Here is a 14,788-nt window from a genome sequence, read left to right on the forward strand (position 1 = left end):
GTCAATTGATAAATTCTTTTATTTTAGTCAGAATACCTTCTTCGTCCATGTCGCAGATATGATAAAGTTCGGCCACTGAACCATGTTCCACAAATATATTGGGGATACCGATACGCTTCACTGTCGGTTTGTATTCATTGTCTGCCATAAATTCGAGGATAGCGCTGCCCATACCGCCTTTGATAATACCGTCTTCAACGGTAAGGATACGCTTGAATTTGCGACCTATTTCATGCAGTAACTCCTCATCCAGCGGTTTCAGGAAACGTAAATCAAAATGGGCGATGGATTTGCCAAACTTGGCTTCTGCCTGGGCGACGGCGCGAGCGGCAGTATTTCCTATCGGTCCGATAGTTATAACCGCAAGGTCGTCACCGTCTTTCAACTTTCTTCCTTTTCCTACCGGAACTTCTTCCAGCGGACATTTCCAGTCCACCAACACACCGCGTCCCCGTGGATAACGAATCACGAACGGACCTTTGTCCGGCAGTTGTGCCGTGTACATTAATCGGCGTAACTCGTGTTCGTCCATTGGCGAAGAAATAGTCAAGTTAGGTATCGGGCGCAGGCAAGCCATGTCAAAAGCTCCGTGATGTGTAGGCCCGTCTTCACCGACAAGTCCGGCACGGTCGAGACACAATACCACAGGAAGATTCTGTATCGCTACGTCATGGATGATATTATCATGTGCCCGTTGCAGAAAAGAAGAATAGATATTGCAGAACGGCAGCAATCCGTCTTTCGCCATACCACCGGAGAAAGTAACGGCATGTCCTTCGGCGATGCCGACATCAAATGCACGTTTCGGCATTTTCTCCATAAGGATATTCATCGAACAGCCGCTGGGCATGGCAGGAGTCACACCGACAATCTTCGGGTTGGCTTCGGCAAGCTCTACCAGTGTATTTCCGAATACATCCTGGAAGAGAGGCGGCATTCCTTCCGTGTTGGCAATGAAACGTTTGCCGGTGACGGGGTCGAATTTGCCCGGAGCATGCCATTCGGTAGCATGTTCTTCTGCCGGGGCAAACCCTTTTCCTTTTATAGTGTGTAAATGCAGGATTTTAGGTCCTTGCAAATCTTTAATATCATGCAGTACTCGGGCAAGATTCCTAACATCGTGCCCGTCTATCGGACCGAAATAACGGATATTCATCCCTTCGAAAATATTCTGTTGCTGTGCAGCCATCGACTTCAGACTGTTGCCGAAACGTATCAGTGCTTTGCGGCGTTCCTCATTCAGGATACCGAGTTTGAACAACACACGTGACATGCTGAAACGCAACTGGTTGTAACGGTTGGAAGTCGTCAGGTTGAAAAGATACTGTTTCATGCCACCGACGCTGCGGTCGATAGCCATATCATTGTCATTCAGTATAATAAGCAGATTGTTTGGGGTGACAGACGCATTGTTCAACCCTTCAAAAGCCAGGCCGCCACTCATGGAGCCGTCGCCGATGATGGCTACCACATGACGTTTGGAATCCCCTTTCTGAGCGGCGGCAACAGCCATGCCAAGGGCAGCGGAGATTGAATTAGAAGCATGCCCGCATGTAAAAGTATCATATTCGCTCTCTTCCGGTGATGGAAAAGGGCGTATTCCGCCAAACTTCCGGTTGGTGGAAAAAACTTCGCGACGTCCTGTCAGAATTTTATGGCCGTAAGCCTGATGTCCCACATCCCATACAATACGGTCATAGGGCGTATTGTAGATGTAGTGCAGAGCTACCGTCAGTTCCACTGTCCCCAGACTGGCAGCAAAATGTCCCGGATTGCAGCAGAGTTCTTTAATAATGTCTTGCCGCAGTTCATCGCATACTTCCGGCAGTTGGTCTACGTTTAATTTCCGTAGGTCTTCGGGGTAATTAATAGCGTTTAGCAAGTTATATATCGGTTCATTCTTCATGATTCGAGAAAATTTAGTGCAAAAGTACGAAAAGAAAGTCTACTTTTGCATACGAAATGTAATAAAGTGATGGAAAATCGTATGAACTTTCAAACATCTGTGGAATTACCCGCCGGGCTTCCGCCTGTCAGCCATGCAGACCATATCCTTCTGATAGGCTCTTGTTTCGCCGAAAATATAGGAGCCTTGCTGGTGGATGCCAAATTCCGGCTGAATCAGAATCCTTTCGGTATTCTTTATAATCCTTTGTCTATCTTATCCGCTCTGCGGGAGATTGAAATGAAAAAAGAATACACGGAGAAAGAACTGTTTGCTTATAGAGGACTGTGGCATAGCCCTATGCATCACGGCTCCTTTTCCACATCCACTCCGGAGAAAACCTTGCAGAATATCAATGACCGTCTGCAGCAAGCCTTTCAGACTATGCAACAACTTGATTGGCTGATGCTGACTTTCGGTACGGCTTATGTCTATGAACAAAAAGAAACGGGAAAGGTTGTTGCCAATTGCCACAAACTGCCTGAGAACAACTTCAATCGCAGGCTTCTTCTTGCAGACGAAATAGTCGATGAATACACTTCGCTGATTATCAGTCTGGCAGCCCGCAATCCGAATCTGAAGATTCTGTTTACGGTAAGCCCTATCCGTCATATCCGCGACGGGATGCATGCCAACCAACTAAGCAAATCCACTTTATTGCTCGCCATTGACCGCTTACAGCAACTCTTCCCGCAACACGTCTTCTATTTCCCTTCCTATGAAATAGTACTGGACGAATTGCGTGATTATCGCTTTTATGCGGACGATATGCTGCATCCGTCTCCATTGGCAGTCCGTTACCTATGGGGACGCTTCTCTGAAACCTTCTTTTCCGCTGACACAAAGCAGATTATGGCAGAAATCGAAGATATCCGGCGCGATCTGGCTCATAAGCCCTTTCACCCCGGTTCAGAGGCGTATCAACGCTTTTTAGGACAAATAGTGTTAAAAATAGAACGACTTATCGGAAAATACCCGTACTTAGATTTTCAAAAAGAAACAGAACTATGTCATATGCGATTGAATCCATAGCCAAAAGTATCGGTGCCCGCCGTGTGGGCGAATATGAAACGACTATTGATTGGCTGTTAACAGACAGCCGTTCCCTGAGTTTTCCTGAAGAAACTCTTTTTTTTGCTTTAGCTACCAAACGAAATAGTGGTGCCCGCTATATCCCTGACTTATATGACAGGGGAGTGCGCAATTTTGTTGTCTCCGAAGAAGACTTTAAAGAAATAGAGAGTGGGGAGTGGGGAGTGGAGAGTTCTCTCAACTTCCTCGTCGTCCCCAATCCCTTGAAAGCTTTGCAGAAGCTTGCCGAAGTGCATCGTGAGAAATTCAAGATGCCGGTTATCGGCATTACCGGTAGTAATGGAAAGACGATTGTGAAAGAATGGTTGCACCAGTTGCTCAGTCCGGACCGTTGCATTGTCCGTTCTCCGCGCAGCTATAATTCACAGATTGGTGTTCCTCTTTCTGTATGGCAACTGAATGAAGAGGCGGAGTTAGGAATCTTCGAAGCCGGCATTTCCGAAATGGGAGAGATGGGAGCTTTGAAGCGGATGATAAAGCCTACTATCGGTATCTTGACCAACATAGGCGGTGCCCATCAGGAGAATTTCTTCTCATTGCAGGAGAAATGTATGGAGAAACTGACGCTTTTCAAAGATTGTGATGTCGTAATCTACAACGGTGACAATGAATTAATCAGCAATTGCGTTGCAAAATCAATGCTGACAGCCCGTGAGATTGCCTGGAGCCGTACCGATATCGAACGTCCGCTGCACATCAGCCGCGTGACAAAAAAGGAAGACCACACCGTCATTTCTTACCGTTATCTGGATATGGATAATACTTTCTGTATCCCTTTTATTGATGATGCTTCCATCGAAAATGCGCTGAATTGCTTGGCAGCCTGTCTCTACCTGATGACTCCTGCCGACCAGATAACAGAACGTATGGCACGTCTCGAACCGATCGCCATGCGTCTGGAAGTAAAAGAAGGAAAGAATAACTGTGTCTTGATAAATGACAGTTATAATTCGGATTTGGCATCCTTGGATATAGCCCTCGACTTCCTTGTCCGCCGCTCAGAAAAGAAAGGACTGAACCGGACGCTTATCCTTTCGGACATACTGGAAACCGGACAAAGCACAGCCACGCTCTACCGCCGTGTAGCCCAGTTGGTACAAAGCCGGGGCATTAATAAACTGATTGGCGTAGGACCGGAGATTTCTTCGTGTGCCGCCCGGTTTGATGCCGGCATCGAACGCTATTTCTTCCCCAATACCGAAGCTCTTCTGGCATCAGACGTGCTTAAATCCCTTCATTCGGAGGTTATTCTGATAAAAGGTTCCCGTATATTCAACTTCGACAAGGTATCCGAAGCGCTGGAACTGAAAGTGCACGAAACTATCTTGGAAGTAAATCTGCATGCCATGGTCGAAAACCTGAACCATTATCGTTCCATGCTCCGCCATCCCGAAACGAAGATGATATGTATGGTGAAAGCTTCTGCCTACGGAGCCGGTTCATATGAAATTGCCAAGACCTTGCAGGAACATCATGTCGATTATCTGGCGGTAGCCGTTGCCGACGAAGGCTCCGAACTCCGCAAAGCGGGCATCACTTCCTCTATCATGATTATGGACCCGGAACTTACGGCGTTCAAAACCATGTTCGACTATAAACTGGAACCGGAAGTGTATAATTTCCATCTGCTCGACGCACTTATCAAAGCCGCGAAAAAAGAAGGAATCACCAACTTTCCGATTCACATCAAACTGGATACGGGTATGCATCGTCTCGGCTTTGCCGTGGAAGATATACCCTTGCTTATCCACCGCCTGAAGAACCAGAGCGCGGTGATTCCCCGTTCGGTATTCTCTCATTTCGTAGGAAGTGATTCTCCCCAGTTCGATGCCTTTACACGCCGGCAGATAGAACTGTTTGAAAAGGGCTCGCAGGAGTTGCAAGCCGCTTTCCCGCATAAGATTTTGCGCCATATCTGCAATACGGCGGGAATCGAACGTTTCCCCGGTGCGCAGTTTGATATGGTACGGCTGGGAATCGGGCTTTACGGAGTCAGTCCGATAGACAATTCGATTATACATAACGTAAGTACCCTCAAGACAACGATACTTCAGATTCGTGATGTGTCCGAAGAAGATACCGTAGGGTATAGCCGTATGGGGCATCTGACACGTCCTTCACGTATCGCCGCCATTCCTATCGGGTATGCCGACGGGCTGAACCGCCATTTGGGACGTGGAAATGCCTACTGCCTGGTGAATGGGAAGAAAGCGGCTTATGTAGGCAATATCTGTATGGATGTCTGTATGATAGACGTTACCGACATCGACTGCCGCGAAGGCGACCAGGCGATTATTTTTGGTGACGACCTGCCGATAACGGTTCTCTCCGACAAGCTGGATACGATTCCTTATGAAGTTCTTACCAGTATATCGACACGGGTGAAACGGGTATATTATCAGGAATAAAGCCGAGGGAGATGAACAAAAGCTGAGAACCGATAAATGGATAATCAGTAAATAGCAAAACGGTAGACGGTAAACGGTAGATGATGAATGAAAGTGAACTAACATAAATAATTCATTGTTTACCGTTTACAGTTTGCCGTTTTTCTGTATATTTGCACCAACTAATAAAAACCTCTTTATCAAATAAACGTATGACAAACTTATTATTATTAGGTTTCTTGCCTAGTGGTTCCGAGTGGATTATTATTGCTTTGGTTATTCTCCTGCTCTTTGGTGGTAAGAAAATTCCCGAACTGATGCGCGGCTTGGGCAAAGGAGTGAAGAGTTTCAAAGATGGAGTGAATGATGCAAAAGAAGAAATAAATAAGGCAAAAGAAGACCTGGATAAACCGGCGGACTCAAGTAAGTAAAATAAGTACCGATGGCAGAAATGACCTTTTGGGATCATTTGGATGAACTGCGCAAGGTACTTTTTCGGGTGATTGGAGTTTGGCTTGTATTGGCAATAGGTTATTTTATTGCTATGCCTTATCTTTTCGATCATGTGATTCTGGCGCCATGCCACAATGATTTCATATTCTACGATTTATTACGGCATATCGGACAGACATTCGATTTGACCGATGACTTTTTCACACAAGAATTTCAGGTGAAGCTGGTCAACATAAATTTGGCGGCTCCCTTCTTTATACACATGTCGACAGCCTTCTGGATGTCGGTCGTGACCGCCATGCCTTATATTTTCTTTGAAGTATGGCGTTTTATTGGTCCCGCTCTTTATCCCAACGAAAGGGAAGGAGTACGCAAGGCATTAACCATCGGAACAGTGATGTTCTTTATCGGTGTCTTGCTGGGTTATTTCATGGTTTATCCGTTGACGCTCCGTTTCCTTTCCACCTATCAGTTAAGTTCGGAAGTGGAGAACATTCTGTCGCTTAATTCCTATATTGATAATTTCATGATGCTGATTCTTTGCATGGGACTGGCATTTGAGTTGCCATTAGTGACGTGGTTGCTTTCATTGTTGGGAGTAGTCGATAAGTCCTTCTTGCGGAAATACCGCCGCCATGCCGTTGTCATCATCGTGATAGCTGCTGCCATTATCACTCCGACGGGCGACCCGTTCACGCTGAGCGTCGTGGCCATTCCGCTTTATCTGCTCTACGAAATGAGCATCCTGATGATAAAGGATAAAAAGAAAACAGAAGAAGAAATTGAAGATGAAGTTGCCTTATCAGAAGAGTGAAGCGATAGAATCTTATGAGTTACTTTTGGCTGTTTGCCGGGTGGAAGACACCCGGCTTGCCGTAGGATACAAGCAGATGCGTGACTTGCTTGAACGCGTCTGCCGGTCGCAAATGCAAAATGAAAGTCTGCAGATGACCGACCTCTCCGCACGAATCAGCTTTATCGCTGCAAAGGTAGACCTTTCGGCAGGAGAACAAAACCGGCTGCATACTTTCCGCCTGACTTCCAACCATATTCTGAACCGCCGTCTCGAACCGACCAGGGAGAACCTGTTGCGGGATGTCAAGACACTAGCTTTCTTAATCCGTAAACTTTCGGAAGAAGACATACCCGAAGAACTGTACCGATTGCTTCCGAAAGCGGATGCTACTTATCTGTCAGCCCCTCCCGCCCGTAAACGTGTGCAGCGGATGCGCGTATGTTTTCAGTATGCAAATGAGCAATACTTGTATGTAACTCCATTGGACGAAGTCTCGGAAACCCCGTGGCTTGTCCGTTACAATATCCCTCAAATAAATGAAGAATTTGCGGAGACATGCAAACTGCTCTGGCGTCACACCCAACTGAACTTATTAGACGTAGCCATTGACGACGCGGGAATACTGACCCCCTCGTTTATCGTTCTCGAACCGGATTACCTGATTGACATCAGTTCCCTTGCCGAGTGTTTCCGCGACTACGGGCATCATCCGGCAAATTATTACCTTTCCCGTCTCCAGCCGATTGAGAATGCACGCCCCCTGTTGTTGGGAAATATAGCCAATCTTTTCCTCGATGAATGGATTCACGCGCAGGATGAAGAAGTAGACTACCGGACTTGTATGCAGAAAGCTTTCCGGCGCTATCCTATCGAGTTGGCAGCCTGCCCCGACTTGCAGGACAGGGAGAAAGAACGCCAATTCTTTGACGATTGCAAACTGCACTTCGAGCATATCCGTCAAACGGTGAACGATACCTTCCACGCCGCCGGATATGAACTCGACAAGACAGACGCGGTGCTCGAACCTTCTTATATCTGCGAGGCACTCGGACTCCAGGGGCGCCTCGATTATATGCAACGGGATATGTCTTCCTTTATCGAAATGAAATCGGGTAAAGCCGATGAGTACGCCATCCGTGGCAAGGTTGAACCCAAAGAGAACAACAAAGTACAGATGCTTCTCTACCAGGCCGTTCTACAATACTCTATGGGAATGGACCACCGGAAAGTGAAAGCCTATCTGTTCTATACCCGTTATCCGCTTCTTTATCCGTCGCGTCCTTCGTGGGCAATGGTGCGCCGGGTAATCGACCTGCGCAATAGGATTGTAGCCAACGAATATGGTATCCAACTGCACAACAACCTGGAATACACCGAACGTAAACTGGAGGAAATCAACGCTGCAACCTTGAACGAACGGGGGCTGCAAGGACGTTTTTGGGAGACTTATCTGCGTCCGCCCATCGACAGCTTTCAGAAGAAACTGAAAGCGCTTTCGCCATTGGAGAAAAAATATTTCCATGCCGTATATAATTTCCTGACCAAAGAGCTTTATACCTCCAAATCGGGCGATGTGGACTACGAAGGACGTACCGGAGCCGCTTCGTTGTGGCTTTCTACATTGGCCGAAAAGTGCGAAGCCGGCGAAATAATCTACGATTTGCGCATCAAAGAGAACCATGCGGCCGACGAGCATAAAGCTCATCTGCTGTTGAGCCGTTCGCTCACGTCTTCGCTTTCGCAACCTTCGCCGCACTCTGTTGCCTCTCTGGATCTTCAGGCGGAAGAGGTAGCTGCAAGCAGCAGGGCCGACGAGTATGATGTACTTCCCAACTTCCGCCAGGGCGATGCCGTCATTCTGTATGAACGCAACAGTGATACGGATAATGTAACCAACAAAATGGTATTCAAAGGCAACATCGAATATCTGACAGACCACGAAATCTGTGTCCGTCTGCGTTCTACGCAACAGAATCCTTCCGTGCTTCCCGACGAAAGCCTTTATGCCATCGAACACGATACGATGGATACCACCTTCCGTTCTATGTTTCAGGGATTGTACGCTTATCTGTCGGCTACGCAAGACCGTCGTGACCTGCTACTGTCACAACGTCCGCCCAAGTTTGACGAATCGTTGGACGCTTTAATCTCCCAAGCGAAAGACGACTTTGTTCGTGTTGCATTGAAGGCCAAAGCAGCCCGGGATTATTTTCTCCTTATCGGCCCTCCGGGAACGGGCAAGACTTCCTGTGCCTTGAAGAAGATGGTGGAAACCTTCCATATTGATGGAGATACCCAAATACTGCTGCTCTCATATACCAACCGTGCCGTCGATGAAATATGCAAATCGCTCATTGCTATCCGTCCGGTTGTCGACTTTATCCGTGTCGGGAGCGAATTGCCGTGCGACGAGCACTATCGTGACCATCTGATAGAAAACGAACTGGCCTCCTGTAACCGTCGTTCGGAAGTTTACGAGCGTATCCGAAACTGCCGCATTATCGTGGGAACGGTTGCTGCCGTTTCCGGCAAACCTGAACTTTTCCGCTTGAAACATTTCAATGTGGCTATTGTCGATGAGGCTACGCAGATACTTGAACCTCAGTTATTGGGTATTCTTTGTGCTCGCGACAAAGCCAGCCGTAACGCCATTGATAAGTTTATTCTGATTGGCGACCATAAACAACTTCCTGCCGTTGTGCTTCAAAACGCGGAGCAGTCGGCAGTTTATGACGAAGCATTGCTGTCTGTCGGGCTGGCAAATCTGAAAGATTCCTTGTTCGAGCGCCTTTACCGGAGCTGCTCTTCGGGCGATAGCCGCTCGTTCGATATGCTTTGCCGCCAGGGGCGTATGCATCCTGAAGTAGCTTTGTTTGCCAATCGTGCTTTCTATGGCGGACGTCTGCTTCCCGTCGGCCTGCCTCATCAGTTGGAAGATTCCGGATCTGTTTCGCGCGTAGCCTTCTATCCTTCCGTTCCGGAGCAGAAAGGAACATCTGTCAAAATAAACTCTTCGGAAGCCCGGATTGTTGCCCGACTTGCCGCTCAGGTTTACGAGAGTAACCGGTCGGACTTTGATGAGTCTCGTACATTGGGAATTATAACTCCTTACCGGAGCCAGATAGCCCTTATCAAAAGAGAGATAGAAACATTGGGCATCCCGGCTCTCAGTCGGATACTGGTGGATACAGTCGAACGTTTTCAGGGCAGCGAACGGGACGTGATTATTTATTCCTGTTGCATCAACAGTTATTATCAGTTGAAATTTGTATCTAATTTAACCGAGGAAGACGGTGTGTTGATAGACCGCAAACTGAACGTAGCTCTTACCCGTGCGCGAAAGCAGATGTTTGTGACCGGTGTCCCCGAGTTCTTGAATGTCGACCCGCTTTACCGGAGTTTATTAAAATTAATAGAGAGTAAAGAGTAAATTCGCTAATTTTTGCAGACGTTAATTTTTATTCTCTCTTTATGCAATTCATTAACACCTCTATAATGAACAAACGCCTATATTTGCAACACGTTTTTTTCATAGAGATTTAGATTTAAGGTTAGAAGAATTGTGGAAGTCGTGAGACTTCCCTTTTTTTCATCTTAACGTTTACTATTCTTTGTTTGTATCACTTGTATTTGAGTATGAAAAATGGGGAATAAGTAAACTTGAAAAGCCCTCTTCGTGAGAAGAGGCTTTTTTGTGTGCAGTTGTTCGTTATTCAATCGCAGTGAATAGAGATGAGTTTGTGCTGATATTTAATAAATAAAAACGAATTGTGCTAAATGGGATATGTAGAAGAGGAGAGAGGATAATGAAAAAGGTCTGAAAAGAGACTTTCATGATTGAAGTTTTCTTTTCAGACCTTTGACAGTATGTATGGTGAGATTTATTCCAATACGATGGGTTTATATTGGGGTACTAACGTTTTCATGATTATCCAGCCCACCAGATAAGCTACGGCACAGATACAGAACATGATGAAATAGCCGGCAGGTTTGCCTTCAAATCCCATAAATGTCATGTGCGTTTCGTCAGCGTGAACAAACAGAAGACCTGCGCCGAACTGCATCAGCATAGAGCCTACGCCACCGGCCATACCGCCGATACCTGTAATACTTGCAATTGCCGATTTCGGGAACATATCACCTACGGTAGAGAAAATGTTGGCCGACCAGGACTGGTGGGCAGCGCCACCGATACCGATAAGGATAACTGGGAACCACGGAGAGAACGTACCCAACGGTTGTGCCAGCAATACTACTAATGGAAAGAATGCGAAAATCAGCATTGCTTTCATACGTGCCGCATATGGATTCATACCCGTCTTGTTGATAAAGATAGTCGGAAGTTTGCCGCCGTAGATAGACAGCATAGTCACTGCGTAGAGGGTGAAAATCAAGGCCATTCCTAATCCGTCGGATGTTTTGATGTTAAACTGGGTATTCAGGTAAGACGGAGTCCAGAACAAGAAGAACCACCACACACCGTCCGTCATGAACTTACCGGCAGCAAAAGCCCATGTCTGCTTGTAAGTGAAACATTGAAGGAAGCTCATCTTCTTTTCGTCTTTCTCTTCAACAGCTACAGGGGCAGCGCCTTCTTCGTATTTATCCTGCTCGATATAATCCAATTCGGCTTTGTTGACGTGCTTACTCTTTGATGGGGCATCGTACATGAATACCCACATACCCATCCAGACGAAACCTAGTGCACCGATAACGATAAATGCCATTTCCCATCCCCATGCTTTCGCAATCAGCGGGATAGAAACCGGAGCAATCAAGGCACCGATAGAAGCACCGGCGTTGAAGATGGAAGTAGCGTAAGCGCGGTCTTTCTTAGGGAAGTATTCTGCCGTTACTTTGATGGCAGCCGGGAAGTTACCCGCTTCGCCAAGAGCCAGGATACAGCGTGCGGCAAGGAAACAGTACATACTTACGGTAGCCACTACCACCACTACGTCGCCCGTAGCCGCCATCAGTTCGGCTGCGCTATGCAGACCTACATACTGTTCGGTTACGATTCCGCAAAGTGCGTGCATACAAGCACCTGCCGACCATACGCCGATTGCCCAAAGATATCCCTTCTTCGTGCCCATCCAGTCGATAAAGCGACCGGCGAACAACATACATATTGCATATACAATAGAAAAAACGGAAGTAATCGTACCGTAGTGAACTTCGTTCCAATGAAATTCCGGCTTAATAAACTCGTCCCAGGTAAGGGAAAGCACCTGGCGGTCGAGATAGTTAACTGTAGTAGCGAAGAATAGCATAGCACAGATAGTCCATCTGTAGTTTGTCATTTTCTCGCCTGTTTTTTGAAATGCATTCATGATAATGGATTTAAATAGATTTTGATTCGTTGACAAAGGTCGGTATTTCGACTGGATTTCATTTGTAAAATTTGGTCGAATTCATGTATTATTCGTTACATTTATATGCTATTTGTTTCAAAGAGTATATGTATCGTTTCATAACACGTCTAGTCTGTAACGTTTTGGGGGGAGGTTGAAGTGTATATAACCCCGAAAAACTTCATCCCTTCTCCCGCGGGGGAAAGGATGAAGTTTTTCGGATTTTATATATGTAATGCAGAGCCGCGCAACGATTAGCGCATTTCTGTATATTTGAACTTGTCCATGTCTCCGTAGTCGAGGTTTTCACCAGCCATACCCCAGATGAACATGTAGTTGCTTGTTCCGGCAGCAGCGTGGATAGACCATTCCGGTGACATGATAGCCTGTTCGTTCTGCATCCATACGATGCGTTCTTCCTGAGGTTCGCCCATGAAATGACAGATGGCGTTGTCGGCAGGCACGTTGAAATAGAAGTAGGCTTCCACACGACGGCTGTGAGTGTGAGCCGGCATTGTGTTCCATACGCTACCCGGTTTCAGTTCGGTCAATCCCATTTGCAGTTGGCAAGGACCTTCTTCAAGTACATTGTTCACAATCAACTGGTTGATAATGCGGTCGTTACTTTCTTCCATCTTTCCTGCTGCGAAAGAGTTAGCTTTCAGAGAACCTTTGCGTCCGTCGATAGTAATCAACTGAGTCTTGTATTCCTTGTGGGCAGTAGCGGAGTTGATATAGAACTTGGCGGGATTACTTGAATCTTTGCTTTTGAAAGTCACTTTCTGCTTGCCTCTACCTACGTACAGAGCATCTTTGAATTTCAAAGTATATTCTTTTCCGTCAACAGTTACGATACCTTCGCCACCAATGTTGATGACACCCAGTTCGCGACGTTCCAGGAAGAATTTAGCTTTTAGCGGGTCGATAGTTTCCAGTACCAATTCTTTCGTTGCAGGAACAGCACCACCGAAGATAAGGCGGTCGTACATAGAATAAGTAAGGTTGATTTCGTTCGGAGCCATTACTTTTTCCATCAGGAAGCTACTACGCAGGCGGTTTGTATCATACGTTTTCACGTCTTGCGGACTGCAAGCCACTTGCATCTTGTAATTCACCTGGGCAGAAGCTGATATAGCTGCGATGCCCAACATCATTGCAATTGCTAATTTTTTCATCTTTCGAATTTTTATTTGGATTATATATTATATACTACGTTATTGTCAGTTACGGGTTTTCAACTTATTCCTTATTACTGTTCAATGCATTTTTCGCATCGTTTCTAGTCATGCGGATACGGTTGTAGATTGCCATTCCGAGTGCAAGAACCACGAGGATGGCAGGACCGATAATCTTCAAACTATAAGTCAGGTGGAAGATACCCCAGCAGAAAAGGCTGGAAGCGAAGTCGAGTGCGCCGCCTTCAAAGCCTGCGGGAATATTCACTGTCTGGTCGCCCGTAGCGTCATATACGTCTTTAGCGGCCAAGGTGAAGAATCCGGCAAGTTCGGTCACGAAATACAGACCGACGATTAATGCTACCAGGCCGATAATGAATGACTTCACTACGTTACCTTTTGTAATAGGCAGAATCATCGGGAACAAATAGAACATACCTGCCAGGGAAGCCAGCGGTAAGAAACGGTTGCCCGGGAGGATAACTGCAAGGAAAATGGTTACAGGAATCAAAAGCAATGAAACCACCAGCGTAGTCGGGTGACCGATAACCAGTGCGGGGCTCATACCGATGCTCAGACCTGTATTGTTCTTATATTTTTTAGCGATAAGTTCGCGGGTAGCGTCAGAGATAGGTTTCAAACCTTCGATGAAAAGACTGGTGATGCGGGGAATCAATTCCATTACCGCACCCATCTTGATACCCAGTCCGAGAATGCCCGGAATACTGTCTACCACTTCTTTCCAGCTTCCGCAGCCCAATGCCCCGATAGCACAGCCAATCACGATACCCAGGAACAACGGCTCGCCCATCAGACCGAATTTCTTCTTCATACCTTCCGAGTCGATATTCAGTTTATCGAATCCCGGAATCATATCGAGCAGTTTGTTGATAACAATAGCGAACGGAACAAAACTTTGGCAGAACGGTTGAGGAATAGAGATGCCGTCCATTTTATCATAGAACTTCTGGAAAGCGGGAGCGGTCATATCAGCCATTACCAGCGTAATGATGTAGCAGATGATGGCAGCGAAGAATCCCCAGTAGATATTGTCGGAAGCAAAATAAACGATGGCTCCGATAAATGCGAAGTGCCAATAGTTCCAAAGGTCGATATTGACAGTACGTGTTGTCTTGGTAACCAACATAAGGATGTTGACACCCAGGCAAACCGGGATAATGAAAGCACCGACCGAAGTATTGTAGGCTACTGCTGCTGCAGACGGCCAACCCATGTCGAAAATACCCAGTTCCAATCCGTAGATTTCTACCATTTTACTTAGTGCAGGGCCCAGGCTGCTGGTAAGCAATGCTGTCACTACCGACAATCCGACGAAACCGACACCTACTAATAAACCGCTTTTCAGCGCTTTAGCAAATTTAATTCCGATACATACTCCTAAAATTGTGAAAATGACCGGCATCATCACTGCCGCCCCAAGACCGATAATGTACTTGAATACTTCTTCCATTCTGTTCTATTTTTTCTCTGTTTTAAATGATAAATAACTGTGTTTCCCCCAGAGGGTATTAGTTGTAAACCGTGCCAAAAGTACGACCTTTTCCGCTTTCTTCCAAAACGAAACTATT

General features: G+C 46.4%; 9 protein-coding genes. 5 read left to right on the forward strand and 4 right to left on the reverse strand.

Features of this window, described 5'->3' with window-relative positions; all coding sequences use genetic code 11:
• Position 1 precedes the first annotated feature (1 nt).
• The gene (dxs, locus tag NSB03_RS02815; protein ID WP_257466194.1) at positions 2-1,906 is read right to left on the reverse strand and encodes a 1-deoxy-D-xylulose-5-phosphate synthase; all 1,905 of its coding nucleotides are present in this window, start codon (positions 1,904-1,906) and stop codon (positions 2-4) included.
• Positions 1,907-1,987: 81 nt separating this feature from the next.
• Here dxs and NSB03_RS02820 point away from each other — a divergent pair, with 81 nt between their 5' ends.
• The 5 genes from NSB03_RS02820 to NSB03_RS02840 all read left to right on the forward strand — a co-directional run bounded on the left by NSB03_RS02820 (position 1,988) and on the right by NSB03_RS02840 (position 10,103).
• Positions 1,988-2,977, forward strand: a complete 990-nt coding sequence (locus NSB03_RS02820) for a GSCFA domain-containing protein (RefSeq protein WP_257466195.1) — start codon at positions 1,988-1,990, stop codon at positions 2,975-2,977.
• Positions 2,953-5,445 carry a bifunctional UDP-N-acetylmuramoyl-tripeptide:D-alanyl-D-alanine ligase/alanine racemase gene (locus NSB03_RS02825; RefSeq protein ID WP_135034919.1) on the forward strand — a complete coding sequence of 831 codons (2,493 nt, stop codon included), beginning with the start codon at positions 2,953-2,955 and terminating at the stop codon, positions 5,443-5,445. The genes NSB03_RS02820 and NSB03_RS02825 overlap by 25 nt, the downstream gene beginning before the upstream one ends.
• 191 nt (positions 5,446-5,636) lie before the next feature.
• Complete coding sequence (locus NSB03_RS02830; RefSeq protein WP_007751163.1) at positions 5,637-5,855, forward strand: Sec-independent protein translocase subunit TatA/TatB; 219 nt, start codon at positions 5,637-5,639, stop codon at positions 5,853-5,855.
• A gap of 11 nt (positions 5,856-5,866) precedes the next feature.
• Positions 5,867-6,691, forward strand: a complete 825-nt coding sequence (gene tatC, locus NSB03_RS02835; protein ID WP_024986407.1) for a twin-arginine translocase subunit TatC — start codon at positions 5,867-5,869, stop codon at positions 6,689-6,691.
• Entirely contained in the window at positions 6,666-10,103 is a 3,438-nt protein-coding gene (locus NSB03_RS02840; protein ID WP_257466196.1) for a DEAD/DEAH box helicase, read from the forward strand. The genes tatC and NSB03_RS02840 overlap by 26 nt, the downstream gene beginning before the upstream one ends.
• 451 nt (positions 10,104-10,554) lie before the next feature.
• Here the strand turns inward: NSB03_RS02840 and NSB03_RS02845 are convergent, their stop codons facing one another.
• The 3 genes from NSB03_RS02845 to NSB03_RS02855 all read right to left on the reverse strand — a co-directional run bounded on the left by NSB03_RS02845 (position 10,555) and on the right by NSB03_RS02855 (position 14,670).
• Positions 10,555-12,003: an MFS transporter gene (locus tag NSB03_RS02845; RefSeq protein ID WP_024986408.1), complete on the reverse strand. Its 1,449-nt coding sequence runs from the start codon at positions 12,001-12,003 to the stop codon at positions 10,555-10,557.
• 275 nt (positions 12,004-12,278) lie between these two features.
• The gene (gene kduI / locus NSB03_RS02850; protein WP_024986409.1) at positions 12,279-13,199 is read right to left on the reverse strand and encodes a 5-dehydro-4-deoxy-D-glucuronate isomerase; all 921 of its coding nucleotides are present in this window, start codon (positions 13,197-13,199) and stop codon (positions 12,279-12,281) included.
• Between the two features lie 64 nt (positions 13,200-13,263).
• Positions 13,264-14,670 (reverse strand): PTS galactitol transporter subunit IIC, encoded by a 1,407-nt coding sequence (locus tag NSB03_RS02855; RefSeq protein ID WP_121765186.1) that lies wholly within the window; start codon positions 14,668-14,670, stop codon positions 13,264-13,266.
• Positions 14,671-14,788: the final 118 nt, after the last annotated feature.

Source organism: Bacteroides acidifaciens, from assembly GCF_024623065.1.
GTDB lineage: Bacteria > Bacteroidota > Bacteroidia > Bacteroidales > Bacteroidaceae > Bacteroides > Bacteroides acidifaciens.

Bases quoted from the DNA above. Each gene is read 5' to 3' on its own strand.
- tatC (WP_024986407.1), top strand. From the start codon at position 5,867: ATGGCAGAAATGACCTTTTGGGATCATTTGGATGAACTGCGCAAGGTA.
- NSB03_RS02820 (WP_257466195.1), top strand. From the start codon at position 1,988: ATGAACTTTCAAACATCTGTGGAATTACCCGCCGGGCTTCCGCCTGTC.
- NSB03_RS02830 (WP_007751163.1), top strand. From the start codon at position 5,637: ATGACAAACTTATTATTATTAGGTTTCTTGCCTAGTGGTTCCGAGTGG.
- kduI (WP_024986409.1), bottom strand. From the start codon at position 13,199: ATGAAAAAATTAGCAATTGCAATGATGTTGGGCATCGCAGCTATATCA.
- NSB03_RS02845 (WP_024986408.1), bottom strand. From the start codon at position 12,003: ATGAATGCATTTCAAAAAACAGGCGAGAAAATGACAAACTACAGATGG.
- NSB03_RS02825 (WP_135034919.1), top strand. From the start codon at position 2,953: ATGTCATATGCGATTGAATCCATAGCCAAAAGTATCGGTGCCCGCCGT.
- NSB03_RS02840 (WP_257466196.1), top strand. From the start codon at position 6,666: ATGAAGTTGCCTTATCAGAAGAGTGAAGCGATAGAATCTTATGAGTTA.
- dxs (WP_257466194.1), bottom strand. From the start codon at position 1,906: ATGAAGAATGAACCGATATATAACTTGCTAAACGCTATTAATTACCCC.
- NSB03_RS02855 (WP_121765186.1), bottom strand. From the start codon at position 14,670: ATGGAAGAAGTATTCAAGTACATTATCGGTCTTGGGGCGGCAGTGATG.